Raw genomic sequence first — 17,894 nt, forward strand, 5'->3', positions numbered from 1 at the left:
GCGTCGCGTTCGAGCCGGGCTTTGTCGAGGTCCTCTCGGGTCGAAGCTGTAGAAGCGCGTTCTTGTTCCAGTGCCCGCGCCGTCTCGGCTGCGGTCTGTTCCACTCGCTCTCTCGCTGTGGCTGCACCGGTCCGCTCCCGGTCAGCCGTGTCCGCGATCGCGGTCTTGGACATTTCCATTGCAGCGAGGTCGCTACGAAGGCCCTCCGACTTCCGGCGCTCATCGTCAAGCATCGCACTCGCTTGCGCCAGCGAAGCCTTGGCCTTGGCGCGGTCCTCGGCAGCCTCGGCCTCAAGCTGTGCAACCTGCGCCCGCGCCTGGGATAGGTCGCGCGCCATCCGTTCGGTTCGCTGACGCTCCTGATAAGCAGCGGGCATCTGTGTAAAGACATAGTTGACGGTTTCGCCCATCAGCGCGCGGGCGTTTCCTGCAATGCGCCGCAATACGTCGCGCGTGCGGGCGCCCGCGAGTTCATTGCGAAAACGCTCCTCGCGTGCCTTGTCAGCGGCTGCCACGCTTGTCCTCAGCGCGTCGATCTGATTGCGCGACTCTGAGAGCGCGCTCTGCAGAGAGGCGCTCCTGGCGCGCTCCCCTTCCAGTGCTCGATGCTCCTGGCCGACCAATTTCCGCGCATCGGATGCCTGAGCACGAGCTGCCTCAATTTGTGCCTTGGCAGCCGCGAGAGCCGGGCTAAGCAATTCGACACTGTTGCGCGCGTCTCCCTGGGCGGGTGGACGCATATCCAATGCAGCACTCGCCCGAACCTCGAAAGATCGCGAAAGATCGGGATCGCCCTGGACCTGCGAAACGGCGGGGGCGTTTTCGACCCAGTTTTGTTTCGTCATCGCAAGACCGAGCGGCACAGCCAGGCAGATTATGGTGACACCCAAGCGTGTCACGAGGCCGATCGGCCTGCGAACGCGAGGCGATGAGGCCGCAGTTGTGGAAGCAAGGGCACCGGGCGAGCCGCCTCCCGGCGGGCTCTCGGAAGTTTCGGAGATCGCGTCGAAATGCTCTTCCAACAGGCGATAGTTGGCATCCTGAGGCCGGACGTTCGGGTCTGCCGGGTCAGAGGGCATGGCAGTCTGGGAAGAAGCAGGCTCGGTTGCAAGGTCGACCGGGCGTTCCCAAACCCAAGGAACCTCATCGAGCGGTTTAAGCCTGTATTCGCTCAGGTAGGGATTTGGTTTCAGGCGTCGCCGTTGAACTGCGATAAGAATACGCCGGAGCACAAGATAGACGCCCAGCAATACAAGTAACGTCATCCCGCCCAGGATAGCGAGATCTGCGTTGTTCATGTAAATTCCGGCAAGATTTGGCATCGCCGTACCTGTGCGGTCTTCGGTGTATTTTTTAAGCTTGTGAAGCGGTGTCTGACCTTCGCCTTAGTGCCGGCTAATGGCACAGACTGCTCTCTAGGCCGTCACTGCTTCGGGGGCCTCCAGTGTGTGAATTTGTTGTTGCATGGCGAAGCGCCTGCGGTACGCCGACAGGCAAGCCGGCGCCGGTGGTTTTTGCTTGAAACGAAACTCGAAGATGTCATGGCCGCCGGTTGTCGGCCGCCAAAAGCGCGCAGGCTCCGAAAAGCCGGCTCACACCTCTCCATCCTCAACGTCTCAAAAGTCATCCCACGGTGTGTGCCAATCCGCCATTTCGGAGTCTGGACGGTCCATTGTGAGCGTAAGCTAGGTCACGGACCTCCGCGGTCAACCATTTCGGCAGCACTTTGGCCGTGGGAAAGCGGCCATTGCAGTGCCCGCTCTCACATCGGAGCAGATCGACAAGTTCTTCGTGGATTCGTCGGCGCTTCAGTGCTGCCGTTCGTACACGAGCAGCGTACTGCCCCTCGGCGAGTGGTGGGTCGCTCCAAGGCAGAAGCCGGCGCGCTCCAATTCGGTCTGCAGCTTGCCGTCCTCAACATTCGGGACCCTTGCCACGACGGTAGAACAACGGCTGACGATGTGGGCGAGCGCTCCTTTCGCGCGTTCTTCGCCAAGCGACCTGACCATATGATGATACACCGCGAGTAGCAGCGCGATGTCATATTCGGGGGCGAGCAAGGAAGGCAACTTGCGGCTTCCAAGGTTGATGCGATCGAAACGGCTTTCGACCGCTGACCCTTGGAATAGTCGGCGCGCAACAGTGATATGCGGATGCAAGACGTCCAGGCCGTGTATTGATTTTGGACGCAGTTTCGCAATTTCGTATGCAATCACGCCCATATTGCACCCAACGTCTATGATGCGTTTATCGGCGTAATCCACTCCGCAATCGAACAGCCCGTMCAGCCTGTCTTCCCAGGTTCCAGCGAATTTCTTCTTACTCGAGAACCGCAACATTAGTCGCAACTAAAATTCATGATTGCTGTTGGACTGTCGGCATAGACACAAAACAGCACCAACGGCAATCCGGAATCCACAGGGTACCACGACTTACACAGCCCAGAGCTCTGTCCATGGCCGCTTTGAGATTGACCGTCCTCCAGGCTCACAGCTTTGCCCCGCTGCCTCACGGTGGCGGTGGACCTCCATTCTGGCAGGCATCGCCTCGATATGGTGGCCAATTCGGACATACCGTTCGTGCGCGTCGATCTGGCGGGGAAGCATTCAATGTTGCCCCCGGGAGGAGTTTTGGGCAACTTGGCTGCTGTGGAGGAAACTCTCAAAGCCTTGGAAAATTTGGCTCCCCGGGCCGGATTCGAACCAGCGACCAACCGGTTAACAGCCGGTTGCTCTACCACTGAGCTACCGGGGAACAGCTGCTCTGATGTGAGTGGCGCTGCCTATAGCAAACCCGTTTCGGCTTTGCAAAGAAGCAATTCGCAATTTTTCTCCAGTTTTTTGTGCGGCCATTTGTGGCATCGTTCCGCCGTACCCACATATGAGCGGCTTCGCACCTGGTTCGGAACCAAGCGGCTGCTATCGAATTTTGGTACCCTGATGGCTTGGCCGCGCAAATGAGATCTTTGAATGACGGCAACGAATGAGGATGACGCCCCGGCGCGGAAGATCACAGTCTTCGGCCGTGAGTTTACCATGCCGCGCTCGCGGGGAACTCGGATCGCGATCGGCATGCTGCTCACCATCGGCGGCATTCTGGGCTTCCTGCCGATTCTCGGCTTCTGGATGATTCCCCTGGGCTTGCTGGTCCTGTCTTACGAATTCGCGCTGGTCCGGCGCCATAGGCGACGCTTCGTCGTCTGGTGGGAGCGCCGGCGCCGACCGGACTGAGAGCTTGCCGCCAGAGGTCGGGCAAGCCCTGAATGCGCTGCCAGGAAGGGGCCACAGGCGGTTGGCAAGCCGTTTTTGATGACGCATGGGAAAGCGCCAGGAATGATCTGCCGGCGCTTGACGACCTTTCACCGCCAACATAATGAGTTCGYCTGGAACGCCGGGAGCATTACGAGGCCTCGTGGCGGAGTGGTTACGCAGAGGACTGCAAATCCTTGCACCCCGGTTCGATTCCGGGCGAGGCCTCCAACGCCCGGGCTCCAGCGCCACCGCGCCGGAGCGAACGTTCCAGTCGAAGTTTGACCGCGCATCCAGCGCGGCAGCGGATTGGTTGGGACATGAGCGCTGATTTCTCCGAACGCCGCGTGAAGATGGTCGATGGCCAGATCCGCACCACCGACGTGACCAGCGCGCCGCTCATCGAAGCCATGCTGTCGGTGCCGCGCGAAGCCTTTGTCGGAACTGGGCAGCGGGATCTGGCCTATATCGACGAGGACATCCGCATTTCCGGCGGCGTCAATGGCGGCGGCGCCCGCTACCTGATGGAGCCGTCGCCGCTCGCCAAGCTGCTGCAGCTGGCCGAGATCGGCGACAGCGATTCTGTTCTCGATGTCGGCTGCGGCACCGGCTATTCGGCCGCCCTCCTGTCCCGAATCGCTAAATCTGTGGTTGCATTGGAAAGCGACCCGGCCCTGGCGGAGACCGCGAATACGACGCTTTCGGCCCTGGGCTGCCAGAACGTCACGGTGGTGACCGGGCCGCTGCCGCAAGGTCATGCAGCCAAGGCGCCCTACGACGTCATCTTCATTGACGGCAGCGTCGAAGAGGTGCCGGCGGCGTTGCTCGACCAGCTCGCGGAGGAAGGCCGCCTCGTCGCCGTCGAAGGGCAGGGGAATTCGGGCGTTGCCAGATTGTTCTTCAAAGCCGGGGGCGTTGTAACCGGAAGACGCGCGTTTAATGCGGCAATTAAGCCACTACCGGGCTTCGAACGTATCCACGCCTTCGAATTTTAAGCGTTTTTACCTTGCAGCGAAGGCGCTGTCATGATCGCTTGCGCTTGAACAATCGTTGCTGATTTGCTGACCGGGCATTTTCGGGGGCTGTCAGCGGGGGAACGATAAAAAGCGCGGCGTTGGCAGATCCGAGTGGGTGGGCTGGCGCGGCGTGGTTCCCATGCAGAACGAATGAGGGAAATAACGTGCCGTCCGTACGCAAAACTGTTTTAGCAGCTATGCTTGTTTCCGCGACCGCGCTTTCGCCGCTGGCCGCATCGGCAGAAACCATCACCGGCGCACTCGCCAAAGCCTACCAATACAATTCCCAGCTGAACTCCGCCCGGGCCGGCACCCGTGTCACAGACGAGGGAGTGGCCATCGCCAAGTCGGGCTACCGCCCGACGATCAAGGGATCGGCCAGCATCGATTACACGAGCAGCCATAACAACAACCTGGGCAAAACCCTCAACATAACGACAGGCAACTTTGGGGTCGAGATCGACCAGACGCTGTTCGACGGCTTTCAGACCAAGAACAATGTCGCCTCCGCCRAATCAAAGGTGAAGGCTTCGGTCGAGAGCCTGCGCAACACCGAAGAGAATATCCTGTTCAACGCGGTAAGCGCCTATATGGACGTGATTCGCGATCGCCAGATCGCGGCGCTGACCGAACAGAACCTGCAGTTCCTGACCGAGCAGGCGCGCGCTGCACGGTCGCGCTTCGAGGTCGGCGAGGGCACCCGCACCGACGTCGCGCAGGCCGACGCCTCGCGCGCCACGGCGGTGGCGCAACTTGCCTCCGCCCGCGCGACGGCGCTGGCGAGCGCTGCGACCTACCACCAGATCATCGGTGACGAACCGGGCAAGCTCAAGGCAGCCGCGCCGGTTGGCAAGCTGTTGCCGTCAAGCCTGGAATCGGCCTTCACCGTTGCCGCCGCCGAGCATCCGGCCATCCTTGCCACCGAGCATCTGGTCGACGCCGCGGCGTTTTCGGTGAAGTCGGCCGAAGGGGCGCTTTTGCCTCAGCTTTCTGCAAGCGCTGGGATTTCGAGCCAGTACCGCAACACCTCGCCCGGCAGTTTTGCGTCGGCGGGGTCCGAAGGGACGACCAATTCGGCCAATATCGGCGCAACGCTTACTGTGCCGATCTATTCGGGCGGCCGCACCTCGGCGCTGGTTCGCCAATCGAAGGAATCGCTCAGCCAGGCCCGCATCGAGGTCGATGTCAGCCGCGACCAGGTGCGCCAGGCGGTGGCCTCGGCGTGGACGCAATATACCGCGGCCCGCGAAAACGTGGATGCCAACAGGCAGGTGATCGCCGCCGCGCAACTGGCGCTCAACGGCGTCATCGAGGAGCGCAACGTCGGCCAGCGCACCACGCTCGACGTGCTCAACGCGCAGAACGCCGTCATTACCGCCAAGATCAACCAGGCCAGCTCCGAGCGCGATGTCGTCGTGGCGAGCTACGCCATACTGTCGGCTATCGGCCGCCTGTCGGTCGACCGGCTCGGCCTGGCGGTCACGAAATACAGGCCGGAAGAGCACTACAACGCCGTCAAGGACAAGTGGATCGGGCTGCGCACGCCGGACGGCCGCTGATCCCTTTCATGAGGTTCCGAGAGCGCCGCGTGTCCAATGGATGCGCGGCGCTTTTGCGTCGGAAAAACAGCCGATCGACCGCTGGTCTCGGGGCGAGCTAATCTGTTGAAATCCAACGTCATCCCAGAATGGGGATTCTCGGATGACGATCAGTCGGTTACGCTCTCATCATTGATTCGAATTCCGGCCGGACCGGAACAGAATCTGCAACGGGTCACAAGGGCGGCGGATGTGACGATGGCGACGGCAAGCAGCGCGCAGCGCGAACCTTCCATGGAAGAGATTCTGGCTTCCATCCGAAGGATCATCGAAGACAGCGACACCGGCCGCAAGCAGCCGGCCGCCGATGCCGGTGACGTGCGCCAGGACCTGGAGCCGAAGCCTGTGGCTCCGGCAGCCGAAGTCGATGCCTTCCGTTCCGAGCTGAATGAGGAATCCGCCCCGAGGAAGCCGGTGTCGCCGGCCGAGGTACAGGCCCAGCTTGCGGCGTCCGATCCGGCGGTCGCGCGCGCCGAGACGCGTCCCGAACCGGTGAAGACGGCGTCTTCGCCCACCACCTTGGCTGAGGTCGGAGCCCGGGTCGCCGCCGAGCCTGCTGCGGGGACTGTGGCAGGCGCGCCGCAAACCGCCGATACCATCGTCGCCGATTGGCGGCGCGAGATCGCCGCAGCCGGCGGAAGCTCCGTCAAGGCCAAGGCGGCAATGCGCCCGCCGGAGGCGGAGCCCGAAGTCGTGATCGACGAGGACGACCTTGCCCCGCCGGCCGTCGAAACCGCGGCACCCGGTAAGGTTTCGAGGACGCCCTCGGCCGACCTGCCGCCGGCCCGGCCGGCGATCCTGTCCGAGCGTGCGGGCCGTCAGGTCGCGGCGGCGTTCGGCGAGCTCTCCGATGCCTTCGCCAGCCGCAGCAAGAAGAGCTTCGACGAGATGGCCGAGGAGATGCTGCGCCCGATGCTGCAGGACTGGCTCGACAACAACCTGCCGACGCTGGTCGAGCGGCTGGTGCGCGAGGAGATCGAGCGCGTCGCGCGCGGCGCGCAGTGATTTTGCCTGGCCGTCCAAGGTAAATGCGCCGCCAGCGGGGCGGCGCGTCTGTTTCGGGAAATGCAGCGAAGGCTGGTCCGCGACGACGGATGGGATTGCCGTAGCCTTTGGCAAGCCTATCTGGCGGGAAGGCGAGCCTATCCTTCTCGCGATTGACTCGGCCTACAGCTTCCGATTTACACCGGACGCACAAAATCCCGACAGCTCGGACTTCCTCCATGCTTGATAAAACCTACGACGCAAAGACCGTCGAGCCGAAGATCGCCAAAATCTGGGAAGAGGCCGACGCGTTTCGCGCCGGCGCCGGCGCGGAGGAAGGGGCCGAGGCCTTCACCATCGTCATCCCGCCGCCGAACGTCACCGGCTCGCTGCATATGGGCCATGCGCTCAACAACACGCTGCAGGACATCCTGGTGCGGTTTGAGCGCATGCGGGGCAAGAACGTGCTCTGGCAGCCCGGCATGGACCATGCCGGCATCGCCACGCAGATGGTGGTCGAACGCCAGCTGATGGAGAGGCAGATCCATCGCCGCGACCTGACGCGCGAGGAGTTCATCGACAAGGTCTGGGAGTGGAAGGCCGAATCCGGCGGAGCAATCCTCAACCAGCTGAAGCGGCTCGGCGCCTCGGCCGACTGGAGCAGAGAGCGCTTCACCATGGACGAGGGCCTGTCCAAGGCGGTGCTGGAGGTGTTCGTCACCCTTTRCAAGCAAGGGCTGATCTACAAGGACAAGCGCCTTGTGAATTGGGATCCGAAGCTGCTGACGGCCATTTCCGACCTTGAGGTCGAGCAGCATGAGGTCAACGGCAACCTCTGGCACTTCCGCTACCCGGTCGAAGGCGAGGTGTTCGACCCCGAGAATCCGAAGACATTCGTCACCGTCGCCACGACCCGTCCCGAAACGATGCTTGGCGACACGGCGGTAGCGGTGCATCCCGACGATGAGCGGTTCCGCGATCTGGTCGGCAAGAACGTCATCCTGCCGATCGTCGGCCGCAAGATACCTGTGGTGGCGGACGGGTATTCGGACCCGGAGAAGGGCTCCGGCGCGGTCAAGATCACGCCGGCGCATGACTTCAACGACTTCGAGGTCGGCAAGCGCCACAAGCTGCCGGCGATCAACATCCTGACCGTCGAAGCCGCGGTAAAGCTCAAGGACAATGAGGACTTCCTCGCCGGTCTTGAGGTGACGCCGGAGCGTCAGGCCGTCTGGGACGAGCTCGACGGGCTCGACCGCTTCGCCGCGCGCAAGAAGGTCGTGGAACTGATGGAAGCGGGCGGCTTCCTGGAAAAGGTCGAGCCGCATCGCCACACCGTGCCGCATGGCGACCGCGGCGGCGTGCCGATCGAGCCGTTCCTGACCGACCAGTGGTACGTCAACGCTGCCGAACTCGCGAAGCCCGCCATCGCCTCGGTGCGCGAGGGCCGCACGAACTTCGTGCCGAAGAACTGGGAAAAGACCTATTTCGACTGGATGGAAAACATCCAGCCCTGGTGCATCTCACGCCAGCTGTGGTGGGGCCACCAGATTCCGGCCTGGTACGGGCCGGACGGCCGCGTCTTCGTCGAGAAGACCGAGGAGGAGGTGCTCGCCTCGGCGATCGAATACTATCTGGCGCTGGAAGGGCCGTGGAAGGCCTGGGTCGAGGACAAGCTGGAGAATTTCAAGYCGGGCGAGATCCTGACCCGCGACGAGGACGTCCTCGACACCTGGTTCTCCTCGGCGCTGTGGCCGTTCTCGACGCTTGGCTGGCCTGATCAGACACCGGAACTCAAGACCTATTACCAGACCGACGTGYTGGTGACCGGCTTCGACATCATCTTCTTCTGGGYGGCCCGCATGATGATGATGGGCCTGCATTTCATGGATGAGGAGCCGTTCCACACGGTCTATGTCCATGCGCTGGTGCGCGACAAGAACGGGCAGAAGATGTCGAAGTCGAAAGGCAACGTCATCGACCCGCTCAACCTGATCGACGAGTATGGCGCCGACGCGCTGCGTTTCACCTTGGCCGTCATGGCGGCGCAGGGACGCGACGTGAAGCTCGATCCGGCGCGCATTGCCGGCTATCGCAATTTCGGCACCAAGCTCTGGAACGCGACGCGCTTTGCCGAAATGAACGAGGTCGCCAGGAACGACGATTTCTGGCTGAACGATGCCAAGCTTGCGGTCAACCGTTGGATCCTGACCGAACTCACAAGGGCGGCGCGCGCGATCACCGAGGGCATCACCACTTATCGCTTCAACGAGGCGGCGGGGGCCGCCTACCGCTTCGTGTGGAACCTGTTCTGCGACTGGTATCTGGAGCTGTTGAAGCCGGTGTTCATGGGCACGGATGAGGCGRCCAAGGCGGAAAGCCGGGCCTGCGTCGCATTCGTGCTCGACGAGATTTACAAGCTCTTGCATCCGATGATGCCGTTCATGACCGAGGAGCTCTGGGCGCAGACGGCGGGCGAGGGCAAGGAACGCGAGTCGCTGCTTTGCCACGCTGCCTGGCCGTCGCCGGATTTCGAGGATGACGATGCCGCCGCCGACATCAACTGGCTGGTCGAGCTTGTCTCGGGCATTCGTTCGGTGCGCTCGGAGATGAACGTGCCGCCGGCGGCGATCGCGCCGCTGATGGTGATCGGGGCCAACACCCTCACGCAAGAAAGGCTGGAGCGCCACGCCCAGGCCATCAAGCGGCTGGCGCGTGTCGGCGACATCGCGCTGGTCGACTCGCCGCCCAAGGGCTCGGCCCAGATCGTCCTCAACGAGGCGACCGTCAGCCTGCCGCTCGGCAGCCTGATCGATCTTAAGGCCGAAGCCGTGCGGCTGCAGAAGGAATTGGCCAAGGTGACCGAGGAGATCGCCCGCCTGCACAAGAAGCTTTCGAACGAGAAGTTCGTTGCCAACGCCCCGGAAGAGGTGGTCGAGGCCGAGCGCGAAAAGCTTGCCGAATATCGCGAAGCACAAGAAAAGCTTTCGGTCGCTCTGACCAGGGTTCGCGACGCCGGCTGAACGCCAAGATTCGCCCTCGCAGGAGGGCTGCTTTCCGGGTGCGTCAAGCGCCACGAGAAGATGCATGCCGTTGCGTAATTTTGACGTAAACGGAAACTTTGAGCCCCATTGTTGCCATAATGTAACAATGGGGCGATTTCCTGCAAAATGACCCGTTTTTGGGCCTGATTGTAAGGTTTTTGCAGCTTTTTCCTGTCATTCGATGCCTGTTAAGCCGCGATCAGGCTCGATTTCGCGGCCGGGCACCATGGCGAAAATGCGTGCTGTCAAGATGTACGCGTACAACTCTTGATTTCGCGGTTGCGCCGTTAGCCCGAATTGGCTCTAGCTTCGTCCCGCGTATTTCGGGGAGGGATTTCCATGAACATTCTGCGTCTAAAGGCGCTGCTCGGGGCGGGGTGCTTTTCGCTGGCCTTGGTCGGGACGGCGATGCACCCGGCGCATGCAGGCGGCCTGGAGCGCGGCGGCTACGACATCGATCTTCTGTTCGATCCGGCGCCGTTCGCGACGGAGGCGGAAGCCACCTATGTGATGCCGGATCGYAAGTACAAGAATGCCCGCGGTCCGGGAGGGTTCGACCTCGGCTTTGGCACCACGGCCCAGGGCTCTGAGGATTATTGGGTGCCGCGCATCGGCGCCAAGGTTCAAGTTGTTCAAGGCGTCGACTGCATGGTCGACTACTCGCAGCCTTGGGGCGCGCATACTGCGCCGGGCATCTGGAATGGCGCGTTTTCCAACATGGAAACCGACATCAAGAGCGACAACTACGCGGCAACCTGTTCCTATAAGATGGATGCCGGCAAGGGTCAGCTCCGCTTCATCGGCGGTGTTTTCTATCAGAAGGTTTACGGCTTCAAGGAAAGCCTGGTGTCGCCGCTGGTGCCCGATTTCGGAGGGACCGGTCGTGTTGACCTGACCAGCAATGGCTGGGGCTGGCGCGCCGGCGTAGCCTACGAGATCCCCGACATCGCGTTGCGCGCGAGCCTCGTCTACAATTCGAAAGTCAAGCTCGACAACATCTCGGGCACGCTGGATCTGACAAATGTCGGTGGCGTCGTAATCCCGATCTACGGCTCGACGCAGCACATGCCGGATGTGGTGGAATTGAAGCTGCAGTCGGGCATCGCGCCCGGGTGGCTCGCCTTCGGTTCGATCAAGTGGGTCAATTGGAGCGTTCTGCAGAGTGTGCCGATCTGTGCCGTGGGTACTCCTTCCGCGCTATGCATCACGGGGGACGACGCTCACTCAGCTCAGATAACCTCGCTCGACCTGATGTACCGCGACGGTTGGACTGTGTCGGGAGGTATCGGCCACAAATTCAACGACCAGTGGAGCGCCGCTGGTCAGCTTTCCTGGGATCGCGGCACCTCGCACGGTTATGGTGCTCAGACCGACACTTGGACATTGGGCGGCGGCGTCGCTTACACACCGCGGCCAAACATCGAGGTTCGCTTGGCCGGTGCGATCGGTGTGTTAACGAGTGGTCATTCAGGCACAGTGGCTGGAGAGAATGGCTATGTGGCCGGCACCGACGCCAGCTACGACTTCGGCAATGATCTGGTCACCGCGATATCGGGCGGCGTGAAGATCAAGTTCTAAGTTGCCAATATAGCGAATTGGCAAAAAGGCCGGGCACTGCCCGGCCTTTTTTTGTTGCGCAATCAATGGGCTGGCTCGGCTTGTCCACCCGATGTTGCAGATTCGCCGCATAACCGGCGTCCTTCGCGATTGTGACGTTTCGGCAACAGTTTATGAACAACCCCTGCGCTAGAAGTCAGGCCGAGGAAATTGCCCATTTCCCGCCATAAACCCGGCGCACCCCGAATAGGTCTCGGGATGCGTGCCAGGTTGGCCCGGCGATGGGGCGAGCCGCATTGAGGGGCGRCAAGGACGAGTATGGACGCCAGGGTTGTCTCCAAGGCCAAGCTGCCCAGCCGCTACGTGACCGAAGGTCCGGCGCGCGCCCCTTATGGCGATTCAGTGGCGGCGATCGGCCGCACTTTGGCCGGAAATCCGGAGCATATTGCCTGGAATGACAGCAAGGTCCGACCCGTCAGCCAGCCAATCGTCGGGACAGGCAACGTTGTGGGCTTCAAGGGAAACCTTGCCCCCAAAGGTGCGATCGTGAAGGTCGCGGGCATGTCGGAACTGAAACTCATTAGTCCGGCGCGCTGCTTCGATTTGGAAGGCTTCGAAGCGGTCACGCAGCGCAATCAAAGGGAAGGCGAGGTCCTCGTCACCCGCTACCAGGGGCCGCGCAGCGCTCCGGGCTTGCGGGAAATACCATCGACCCAGCCGGGCGGCVCCAAAGAAACACACTGCTATGCGGGCATTTGAAGTGTTCAGGTCATTTGTCTTGCCGGCACTGGTCGCTGTCGCGACCTTGGGTGCCGTCGGGCAGGCCATGGCCTTCGACGACAAGGTGTTCGACGACAAGACAGGGGTGAAGCCGCAGTCGAGCCCTTGGGCGGTGTTCCAGTTCGGCTTTTCCGCTTACAAGAAGGGCCACAAGGACCAGGCGGTCGAGGCCTATAAATATGCCGCCGAGAACGGCCAGATCGGCGCCACCTGGAAGCTTGCGCGCATGTATGCCGAAGGCGACGGCGTGGCGCGCGACGACTATGCGGCCTTCAAGTTCTTCTCGGAGATCGTCGACCAGGATGTCGAGCCCGGCTCGCCCGAGGAAAGCTATGTCTCGGATGCGCTTGTCGCGCTCGGCGACTATCTGCGCAAGGGCATCCCGGGCAGCCCGGTGACGGAAAACGAGGTCGCCGCGCAGGAATATTACATGCGCGCCGCCGCCAACTACCGCAATCCGAACGCCCAGTTCGAGATCGGCCAGATGTTCCTGAAGGGCGAGGGCGGCGTGAAGGCCAGCGTCAAGCAGGCCGGGCGCTGGCTCCAACTGGCGGCCGAGAAGGGCCATGCCGGGGCCCAGGCGACGCTCGGCAATCTGCTGTTCCAGAGCGGCAAGGTCGTGCGCGGCCTGGCGATGATGACGGCCGCGCTTGAGCGTGCTCCGCCGGCTGACCAGCCCTGGATACGCAGCATGCAGGAAGAAGCCTTCGCCGCCGCCGGCGAGGCCGACCGCCGCACGGCGATTTCGCTCGCCGACGACATCCTGACCAAAGGCAACAACGGCGACCAGTAAGCGGCGGCTTCAGCGTCAGTTTTCGGTAGGCTCGGTCGGCACCGAATTTGGCGCCGGCGTCGAGATCGGGTGCAATTTCGGCGCCTGGTTCTCGCCGGGACAGATGTCGCTGACCTTCGTCCAGGACGTGTTGTTGAGAACCATGTCGCAGCGGGCGAGGTGGCTTTGTCCGGCAACAGTCAGGCAGGCCGTCTCACCGACCTTGAACGATTTCCCGTTGGCGAGGCAGGCTTGGTCGGCGAGCACCGGCGCGGGCGCGGCAACAAGCAGCGCAATGCCAATCGAGCAAAGAACAAATCGGTTCGCCATCAACCCACCCCGCAACATTCGCATCAAGCGCGCGATTTGTGGCGATATCAKGGATTGGTGAGAGTTACGCTCTCAGGCAGGCTGCAAGCCGAGCTCGATCGCCACCGGCACATGGTCGGAGGGTTTTTCCCAAGCGCGCACATGCTTCTCGACCGAGGCCGAGGAAAAGCGGTTGGCCGCCTCGGGTGACAGCAATAGGTGATCGATGCGGATGCCGTTGTTCTTCTGCCAGGCGCCGGCCTGATAGTCCCAGAAAGTGTAGACATCGGACGAGTCGGTAACGGCCCGTACGGCTTCCGTGAAGCCGATGTTCTTGAGGCGGCGGAAGGCCTGCCGCGTCTCCGGCTGGAACAGCGCGTCGCCTCGCCAGTTCTCGGGGAACCGGGCGTCGGCCGGCTCGGGGATGACATTGTAGTCGCCGGCCAGCACCAGCGCTTCCTCGAGCCTCAGCCGTTCCTCCGCCCAGCGCTCGAGCCGTTCCATCCATGACAGTTTGTAGGAAAACTTCCGCTCATCGTCGACCGGATTGCCGTTCGGCAAGTAGAGCGAGGCGACGCGCAAGGCCCCTTTGTCGGTCGAGAAGACGCCTTCGATGAAGCGCGCGTGATCGTCGGCGTCGTCGCCCGGCAGGCCGCGATTGACCTCGTCGAAACGCAGCTTCGACAGGATGGCGACGCCGTTGAAGCTCTTCTGGCCGTTGGTCTCGACATTGTAGCCCAGCGCCTCGATCTCGGCGCGCGGGAACTGATCGTCGAGGGTCTTGATCTCCTGCAGGCAGACGATGTCCGGCGCGCTCTCGGTCAGCCAATGGGTGAGGTTGCCGATGCGGGCGCGAACGCCGTTGATGTTCCAGGTGACGATCTTCATGTGGGCCTCAAAGCTGTTCCGGCGCCAGGCGCTCGACGAGACCGATGGTATTGCCTGCGCCGTCCTTTAGAAAGGCCATCCACTCGCTTTCCCCCGCCGGACCGAAACGGCCCTCGGTGTCGCGGATGCCCATGCCGAGCACATCGCGCCAAAAGGCCAGCGCCGCATCGAGATCGCGCCCGGCGACAGCGCGACCTAACGGGCCGCGCTTATCGCAGGCATCGGAATTCGGTCAGATGGAGAAGCTGGTGCCGCAGCCGCAGGAGGCGACGGCGTTCGGGTTCCTGATCTGGAAGGACTGGCCCATCAGGTCGTCGACGAAGTCGATCACCGAGCCGCCCATATAGATCAGGGAGAGGTCGTCGATCAGGATCGTCGCGCCATCTTTCTCGATGGCGACGTCGYCGTCGTTGGCCGCTTCGACCAGATCGAACTTGTAGGAGAAGCCAGAGCAGCCGCCGCCCTCGACGGCAACGCGCAGGGCAATCTTGCCCGGTTCGGCGGACAGGATCTTGGCAATCCGCTTCGCGGCAGCGTCGGTCATCTCGACCTTCATGGCAGTCTTGGCATCCGCGCCCATCGGCGTCACCTTGCTTTCGGTTTCCCATGATAGGTATGAAGCGGGCGGGGCCAAGTCAACTGGTGGTAAATGGGCAAGGATGTTCTTGGCGATATCGGATTCGGCTACCGGCCGCGCGCCATCTATGCAAGCGACCCGGCGCATTCGCGCGGCCGGCTGTTCGATGAGCCCGAGAGCCCGACCCGCACGCCGTTCCAGCGCGACCGCGACCGCATTATCCACTCCACCGCCTTTCGCCGGCTCAAGCATAAGACGCAGGTGTTCGTCGCGCATGAGGGCGATCACTACCGCACCAGGCTAACGCATTCGATCGAGGTGGCGCAGATCGCCCGCGCCCTGGCGCGCGCGCTGCTTGGCGACGAGGATCTGGCGGAGGCGGTCGCCCTGGTGCACGATTTCGGCCACACGCCCTTCGGCCATACCGGCGAGGAGGCGCTGAACGAGAAGATGGCCGCCTGGGGCGGCTTCGACCACAACGCGCAGTCGCTGCGCGTCGTCACGCGGCTCGAGCGGCGCTATGCCGAATTCGACGGATTGAACCTCACCTGGGAGACGCTGGAGGGGCTGGTCAAGCACAATGGGCCGCTGACCGACGCGAGCGGGAAGGGGCTGAAGGGCAGGGTGCCGCAGGCGATCCGCGACTATTCCGAACTGCATGACTTGGAACTCGACCGCTTCGCCGGCATCGAGGCGCAATGCGCTGCGATCGCCGACGACATCGCCTACAACAGCCATGACATCGACGACGGCCTGCGCTCCGGCTTGCTCACGCTGGACATGCTCGAGGACGTCGGCCTGCCGGGCTCGATCCTGAAGAGCGTGCGCGCCCGCTATCGGCATCTCGACGACGTACGCACCGGCCACGAGCTGATGCGCCGGCAGATCACGTTGATGGTCGAGGATGTCATCACATCGACCAAAGCCAACATCGACCGGCTCAAGCCGGACAGCGCCGATGCGGTGAGGGCGGCGGGCGAGACGATGGTGACCTTCTCCGCCGATATGGCCGCTGCCGAGAAGGAATTGAAAGCCTTCCTCTACAAGCATCTCTACCGGCATGCCGAGGTGATGCGCGTGCGCGCGGATGCCGAACAGGTCGTCCGCGAGCTGTTCGATGCCTATTTCGCCGACCCACGCGCCATGCCTGACGGCTGGCGCGAAGGACTGGACAGGGCGCAGGATCGCATCAAGGCGCGCAGCGTCGCGGATTTCCTGGCGGGCATGACCGACACCTATGCGCTCAAGGAGCATAGGCGATTGTTTGACCACACGCCGGATTTGAGCTAGGGCGGGCCACGATCTTGCCGGCCAAGCAGCCGGTCGTCTCTTTAAAGCCCAGAGCATACCCAATGAATATCTTCGCCGATTTCAACGCGCGGATCGTAAAAGCTGTCGAAGCCCTTGACCTGAAAGAGAAGGAAGGCGGCGTGCTGGACCTGTCGCGCATCGCGGTCGAGCCGCCGCGCGACGCCAGCCACGGCGACCTTGCCACGAATGCGGCGATGGTGCTGGCGAAGCCGACCGGCCAGAACCCACGCGCGCTGGCCGAGAAACTGACCGAGGCGCTGCGCGCGGATGCCGATATCGCGTCGGCCACGGTCGCCGGGCCGGGCTTCGTCAATCTCAGGCTGAAGGACGGGTTCTGGCAGGCGCATCTTGCCACGCTGCTCGGCGAGGGTCGCAACTATGGCCGCTCGAAGATCGGCGGCGGGCGCAAGGCCAATGTCGAATATGTCTCGGCCAATCCGACCGGGCCGATGCATGTCGGCCATTGCCGCGGCGCTGTCGTCGGCGACACGCTCGCCAACCTGATGGCCTTCGCCGGCTACGATGTGACCAAGGAATATGTCATCAACGATGCYGGTTCGCAGATCGACGTGCTCGGCCGCTCGGCCATGCTGCGCTATCGCGAGGCGCTTGGCGAAGCCATCGGCGAGATCCCACCCGGCCTCTATCCGGGTGACTATCTGATCCCCGTCGGCCAGGCACTGGCCAAGGAGTTCGGCCGCGGCCTGCTGGAGATGCCGGAAGACGAGTCGCTGGCGATCGTCAAGGATCGCACCGTCGATGCGATGATGGCGATGATCCGCGAGGATCTGGCGCAGCTCAACGTGCATCACGACGTCTTCTTCTCCGAGCGCACGCTGCATGCGGACAACGCCAGGAAGATCCGCTCGGCGATCGCCGACCTGACGCTCAAGGGCCATATCTACAAGGGCAAGCTGCCGCCGCCTAAGGGCGAGAAGCCGGACGATTGGGAAGACCGCGAGCAGACGCTGTTCCGTTCGACCGCGGTCGGCGACGACATGGACCGGCCGCTGGTCAAGTCGGACGGCTCGTTCACTTATTTCGCCGCCGACGTCGCCTATCTCAAGGACAAGGTCGAGCGCGGTTTTGTCGACCTCATCTATGTGCTGGGCGCCGACCATGGCGGCTATGTCAAGCGGCTGGAAGCGCTGGCGCGCGCGGTCGCGGGTGACGAGGTCAAGCTCACTGTCCTGCTCTGCCAGTTGGTGAAGCTGTTCCGAGACGGTGAGCCCGTGCGCATGTCGAAACGGTCGGGCGATTTCGTCACACTGCGCGACGTGGTGGAGGAAGTCGGCCGCGACCCGATCCGGTTCATGATGCTCTACCGGAAGAACGATGCGCCGCTCGATTTCGACTTCGCCAAGGTCACCGAGCAGTCCAAGGACAATCCGGTGTTCTATGTGCAATACGCTTCCGCGCGCTRCCACTCCGTGTTCCGCCAGGCGAGCGAGCAATTGGGCGAGGCRAATTTCGACCGCAACCGCCTGGTGGCCTCCGTCGCCTCGCTGACCGACGAGGGCGAGATCGGCCTGATCCGGAAGCTGGCTGAATATCCACGGTTGATTGAATCCGCGGCACTTGCGCTGGAACCCCACCGGCTGGCATTCTACCTCTACGATTTGGCGTCAGCCTTCCACGCACACTGGAATCGGGGCACCGACAACCCAGACTTACGTTTTGTTAAGGTTAACGACCCACAATTGACGTATGCCAGACTAGGGCTGGTGCAGGCTGTTTTGGATGTTTTGACCTCCGGCCTGACGCTGATAGGGGCTGATGCGCCTACYGAAATGCGTTAGGTTTGACTAAA

General features: G+C 62.5%; 13 protein-coding genes, 2 tRNA genes and 3 pseudogenes. 11 read left to right on the plus strand and 7 right to left on the minus strand.

The genetic code is table 11. The annotated features are described in order from the left end of the window. The 3 genes and pseudogenes from ORS3428_RS08940 to ORS3428_RS08950 form a co-directional block, all read right to left on the minus strand. Window positions 1–1,298: pseudogene (locus tag ORS3428_RS08940) on the minus strand (hypothetical protein); the annotation flags it as partial. A gap of 510 nt (window positions 1,299–1,808) precedes the next feature. After that, entirely contained in the window at window positions 1,809–2,264 is a 456-nt protein-coding gene (locus ORS3428_RS08945) for a class I SAM-dependent methyltransferase (RefSeq protein WP_131802869.1), read from the minus strand. A gap of 415 nt (window positions 2,265–2,679) precedes the next feature. Further along, a tRNA-Asn gene (locus ORS3428_RS08950) sits at window positions 2,680–2,754 on the minus strand. Window positions 2,755–2,969: 215 nt separating this feature from the next. On the opposite strand from ORS3428_RS08950, the gene ORS3428_RS08955 reads away from it, so the two are divergent. From ORS3428_RS08955 to ORS3428_RS08995, 9 genes and pseudogenes are all read left to right on the plus strand, one after another. After that, on the plus strand, window positions 2,970–3,230 hold the full coding sequence (locus ORS3428_RS08955; protein WP_071096576.1) for a hypothetical protein: 261 nt from the start codon (window positions 2,970–2,972) through the stop codon (window positions 3,228–3,230). Window positions 3,231–3,405: 175 nt separating this feature from the next. Then, window positions 3,406–3,479: transfer RNA gene (locus tag ORS3428_RS08960), tRNA-Cys, on the plus strand. A gap of 89 nt (window positions 3,480–3,568) precedes the next feature. Further along, on the plus strand, window positions 3,569–4,243 hold the full coding sequence (locus tag ORS3428_RS08965) for a protein-L-isoaspartate O-methyltransferase family protein (protein ID WP_071096578.1): 675 nt from the start codon (window positions 3,569–3,571) through the stop codon (window positions 4,241–4,243). A gap of 185 nt (window positions 4,244–4,428) precedes the next feature. Next, window positions 4,429–5,823: a TolC family outer membrane protein gene (locus ORS3428_RS08970; RefSeq protein WP_071096580.1), complete on the plus strand. Its 1,395-nt coding sequence runs from the start codon at window positions 4,429–4,431 to the stop codon at window positions 5,821–5,823. Window positions 5,824–6,060: 237 nt separating this feature from the next. Beyond that, window positions 6,061–6,867 carry a PopZ family protein gene (locus tag ORS3428_RS08975; RefSeq protein WP_071096582.1) on the plus strand — a complete coding sequence of 269 codons (807 nt, stop codon included), beginning with the start codon at window positions 6,061–6,063 and terminating at the stop codon, window positions 6,865–6,867. Window positions 6,868–7,085: 218 nt separating this feature from the next. Continuing rightward, a complete protein-coding gene (locus ORS3428_RS08980) occupies window positions 7,086–9,869 on the plus strand; it encodes a valine--tRNA ligase (RefSeq protein WP_071096584.1) in 2,784 nt (927 codons plus the stop codon). A 360-nt stretch (window positions 9,870–10,229) separates the two neighbouring features. Next, window positions 10,230–11,468: an OmpP1/FadL family transporter gene (locus ORS3428_RS08985; protein ID WP_071096586.1), complete on the plus strand. Its 1,239-nt coding sequence runs from the start codon at window positions 10,230–10,232 to the stop codon at window positions 11,466–11,468. Between the two features lie 372 nt (window positions 11,469–11,840). Beyond that, window positions 11,841–12,161 (plus strand): annotated as a pseudogene (locus tag ORS3428_RS08990) (dihydroxy-acid dehydratase); the annotation flags it as partial. Between the two features lie 31 nt (window positions 12,162–12,192). After that, a complete protein-coding gene (locus ORS3428_RS08995) occupies window positions 12,193–13,020 on the plus strand; it encodes a tetratricopeptide repeat protein (protein WP_071096590.1) in 828 nt (275 codons plus the stop codon). Window positions 13,021–13,035: 15 nt separating this feature from the next. Here ORS3428_RS08995 and ORS3428_RS09000 read toward each other — a convergent pair whose 3' ends face one another. The 4 genes and pseudogenes from ORS3428_RS09000 to erpA all read right to left on the minus strand — a co-directional run bounded on the left by ORS3428_RS09000 (window position 13,036) and on the right by erpA (window position 14,776). Further along, window positions 13,036–13,329, minus strand: a complete 294-nt coding sequence (locus ORS3428_RS09000; RefSeq protein WP_108723024.1) for a hypothetical protein — start codon at window positions 13,327–13,329, stop codon at window positions 13,036–13,038. Between the two features lie 72 nt (window positions 13,330–13,401). Beyond that, window positions 13,402–14,196: an exodeoxyribonuclease III gene (xth, locus tag ORS3428_RS09005; RefSeq protein ID WP_071096595.1), complete on the minus strand. Its 795-nt coding sequence runs from the start codon at window positions 14,194–14,196 to the stop codon at window positions 13,402–13,404. Between the two features lie 7 nt (window positions 14,197–14,203). Further along, window positions 14,204–14,418, minus strand: a pseudogene (locus ORS3428_RS31390) (VOC family protein). Between the two features lie 10 nt (window positions 14,419–14,428). Beyond that, window positions 14,429–14,776, minus strand: a complete 348-nt coding sequence (gene erpA, locus ORS3428_RS09010; protein WP_071096597.1) for an iron-sulfur cluster insertion protein ErpA — start codon at window positions 14,774–14,776, stop codon at window positions 14,429–14,431. 69 nt (window positions 14,777–14,845) lie between these two features. Here erpA and ORS3428_RS09015 point away from each other — a divergent pair, with 69 nt between their 5' ends. Together ORS3428_RS09015 and argS are read left to right on the plus strand one after the other, a co-directional pair. After that, window positions 14,846–16,063 carry a deoxyguanosinetriphosphate triphosphohydrolase gene (locus ORS3428_RS09015; RefSeq protein WP_071096600.1) on the plus strand — a complete coding sequence of 406 codons (1,218 nt, stop codon included), beginning with the start codon at window positions 14,846–14,848 and terminating at the stop codon, window positions 16,061–16,063. Window positions 16,064–16,125: 62 nt separating this feature from the next. Then, complete coding sequence (gene argS / locus ORS3428_RS09020; RefSeq protein WP_071096602.1) at window positions 16,126–17,883, plus strand: arginine--tRNA ligase; 1,758 nt, start codon at window positions 16,126–16,128, stop codon at window positions 17,881–17,883. Window positions 17,884–17,894 lie beyond the last annotated feature (11 nt).

Source organism: Mesorhizobium sp. ORS 3428 (assembly GCF_001854785.1).
In the GTDB taxonomy this organism is placed as follows: domain Bacteria; phylum Pseudomonadota; class Alphaproteobacteria; order Rhizobiales; family Rhizobiaceae; genus Mesorhizobium.

Coding starts and splice junctions, on each gene's coding strand:
- xth (WP_071096595.1), bottom strand. CDS start 14,196: ATGAAGATCGTCACCTGGAACATCAACGGCGTTCGCGCCCGCATCGGC.
- ORS3428_RS08965 (WP_071096578.1), top strand. CDS start 3,569: ATGAGCGCTGATTTCTCCGAACGCCGCGTGAAGATGGTCGATGGCCAG.
- ORS3428_RS09000 (WP_108723024.1), bottom strand. CDS start 13,329: ATGGCGAACCGATTTGTTCTTTGCTCGATTGGCATTGCGCTGCTTGTT.
- ORS3428_RS08975 (WP_071096582.1), top strand. CDS start 6,061: ATGGCGACGGCAAGCAGCGCGCAGCGCGAACCTTCCATGGAAGAGATT.
- ORS3428_RS09015 (WP_071096600.1), top strand. CDS start 14,846: ATGGGCAAGGATGTTCTTGGCGATATCGGATTCGGCTACCGGCCGCGC.
- ORS3428_RS08955 (WP_071096576.1), top strand. CDS start 2,970: ATGACGGCAACGAATGAGGATGACGCCCCGGCGCGGAAGATCACAGTC.
- ORS3428_RS08995 (WP_071096590.1), top strand. CDS start 12,193: ATGCGGGCATTTGAAGTGTTCAGGTCATTTGTCTTGCCGGCACTGGTC.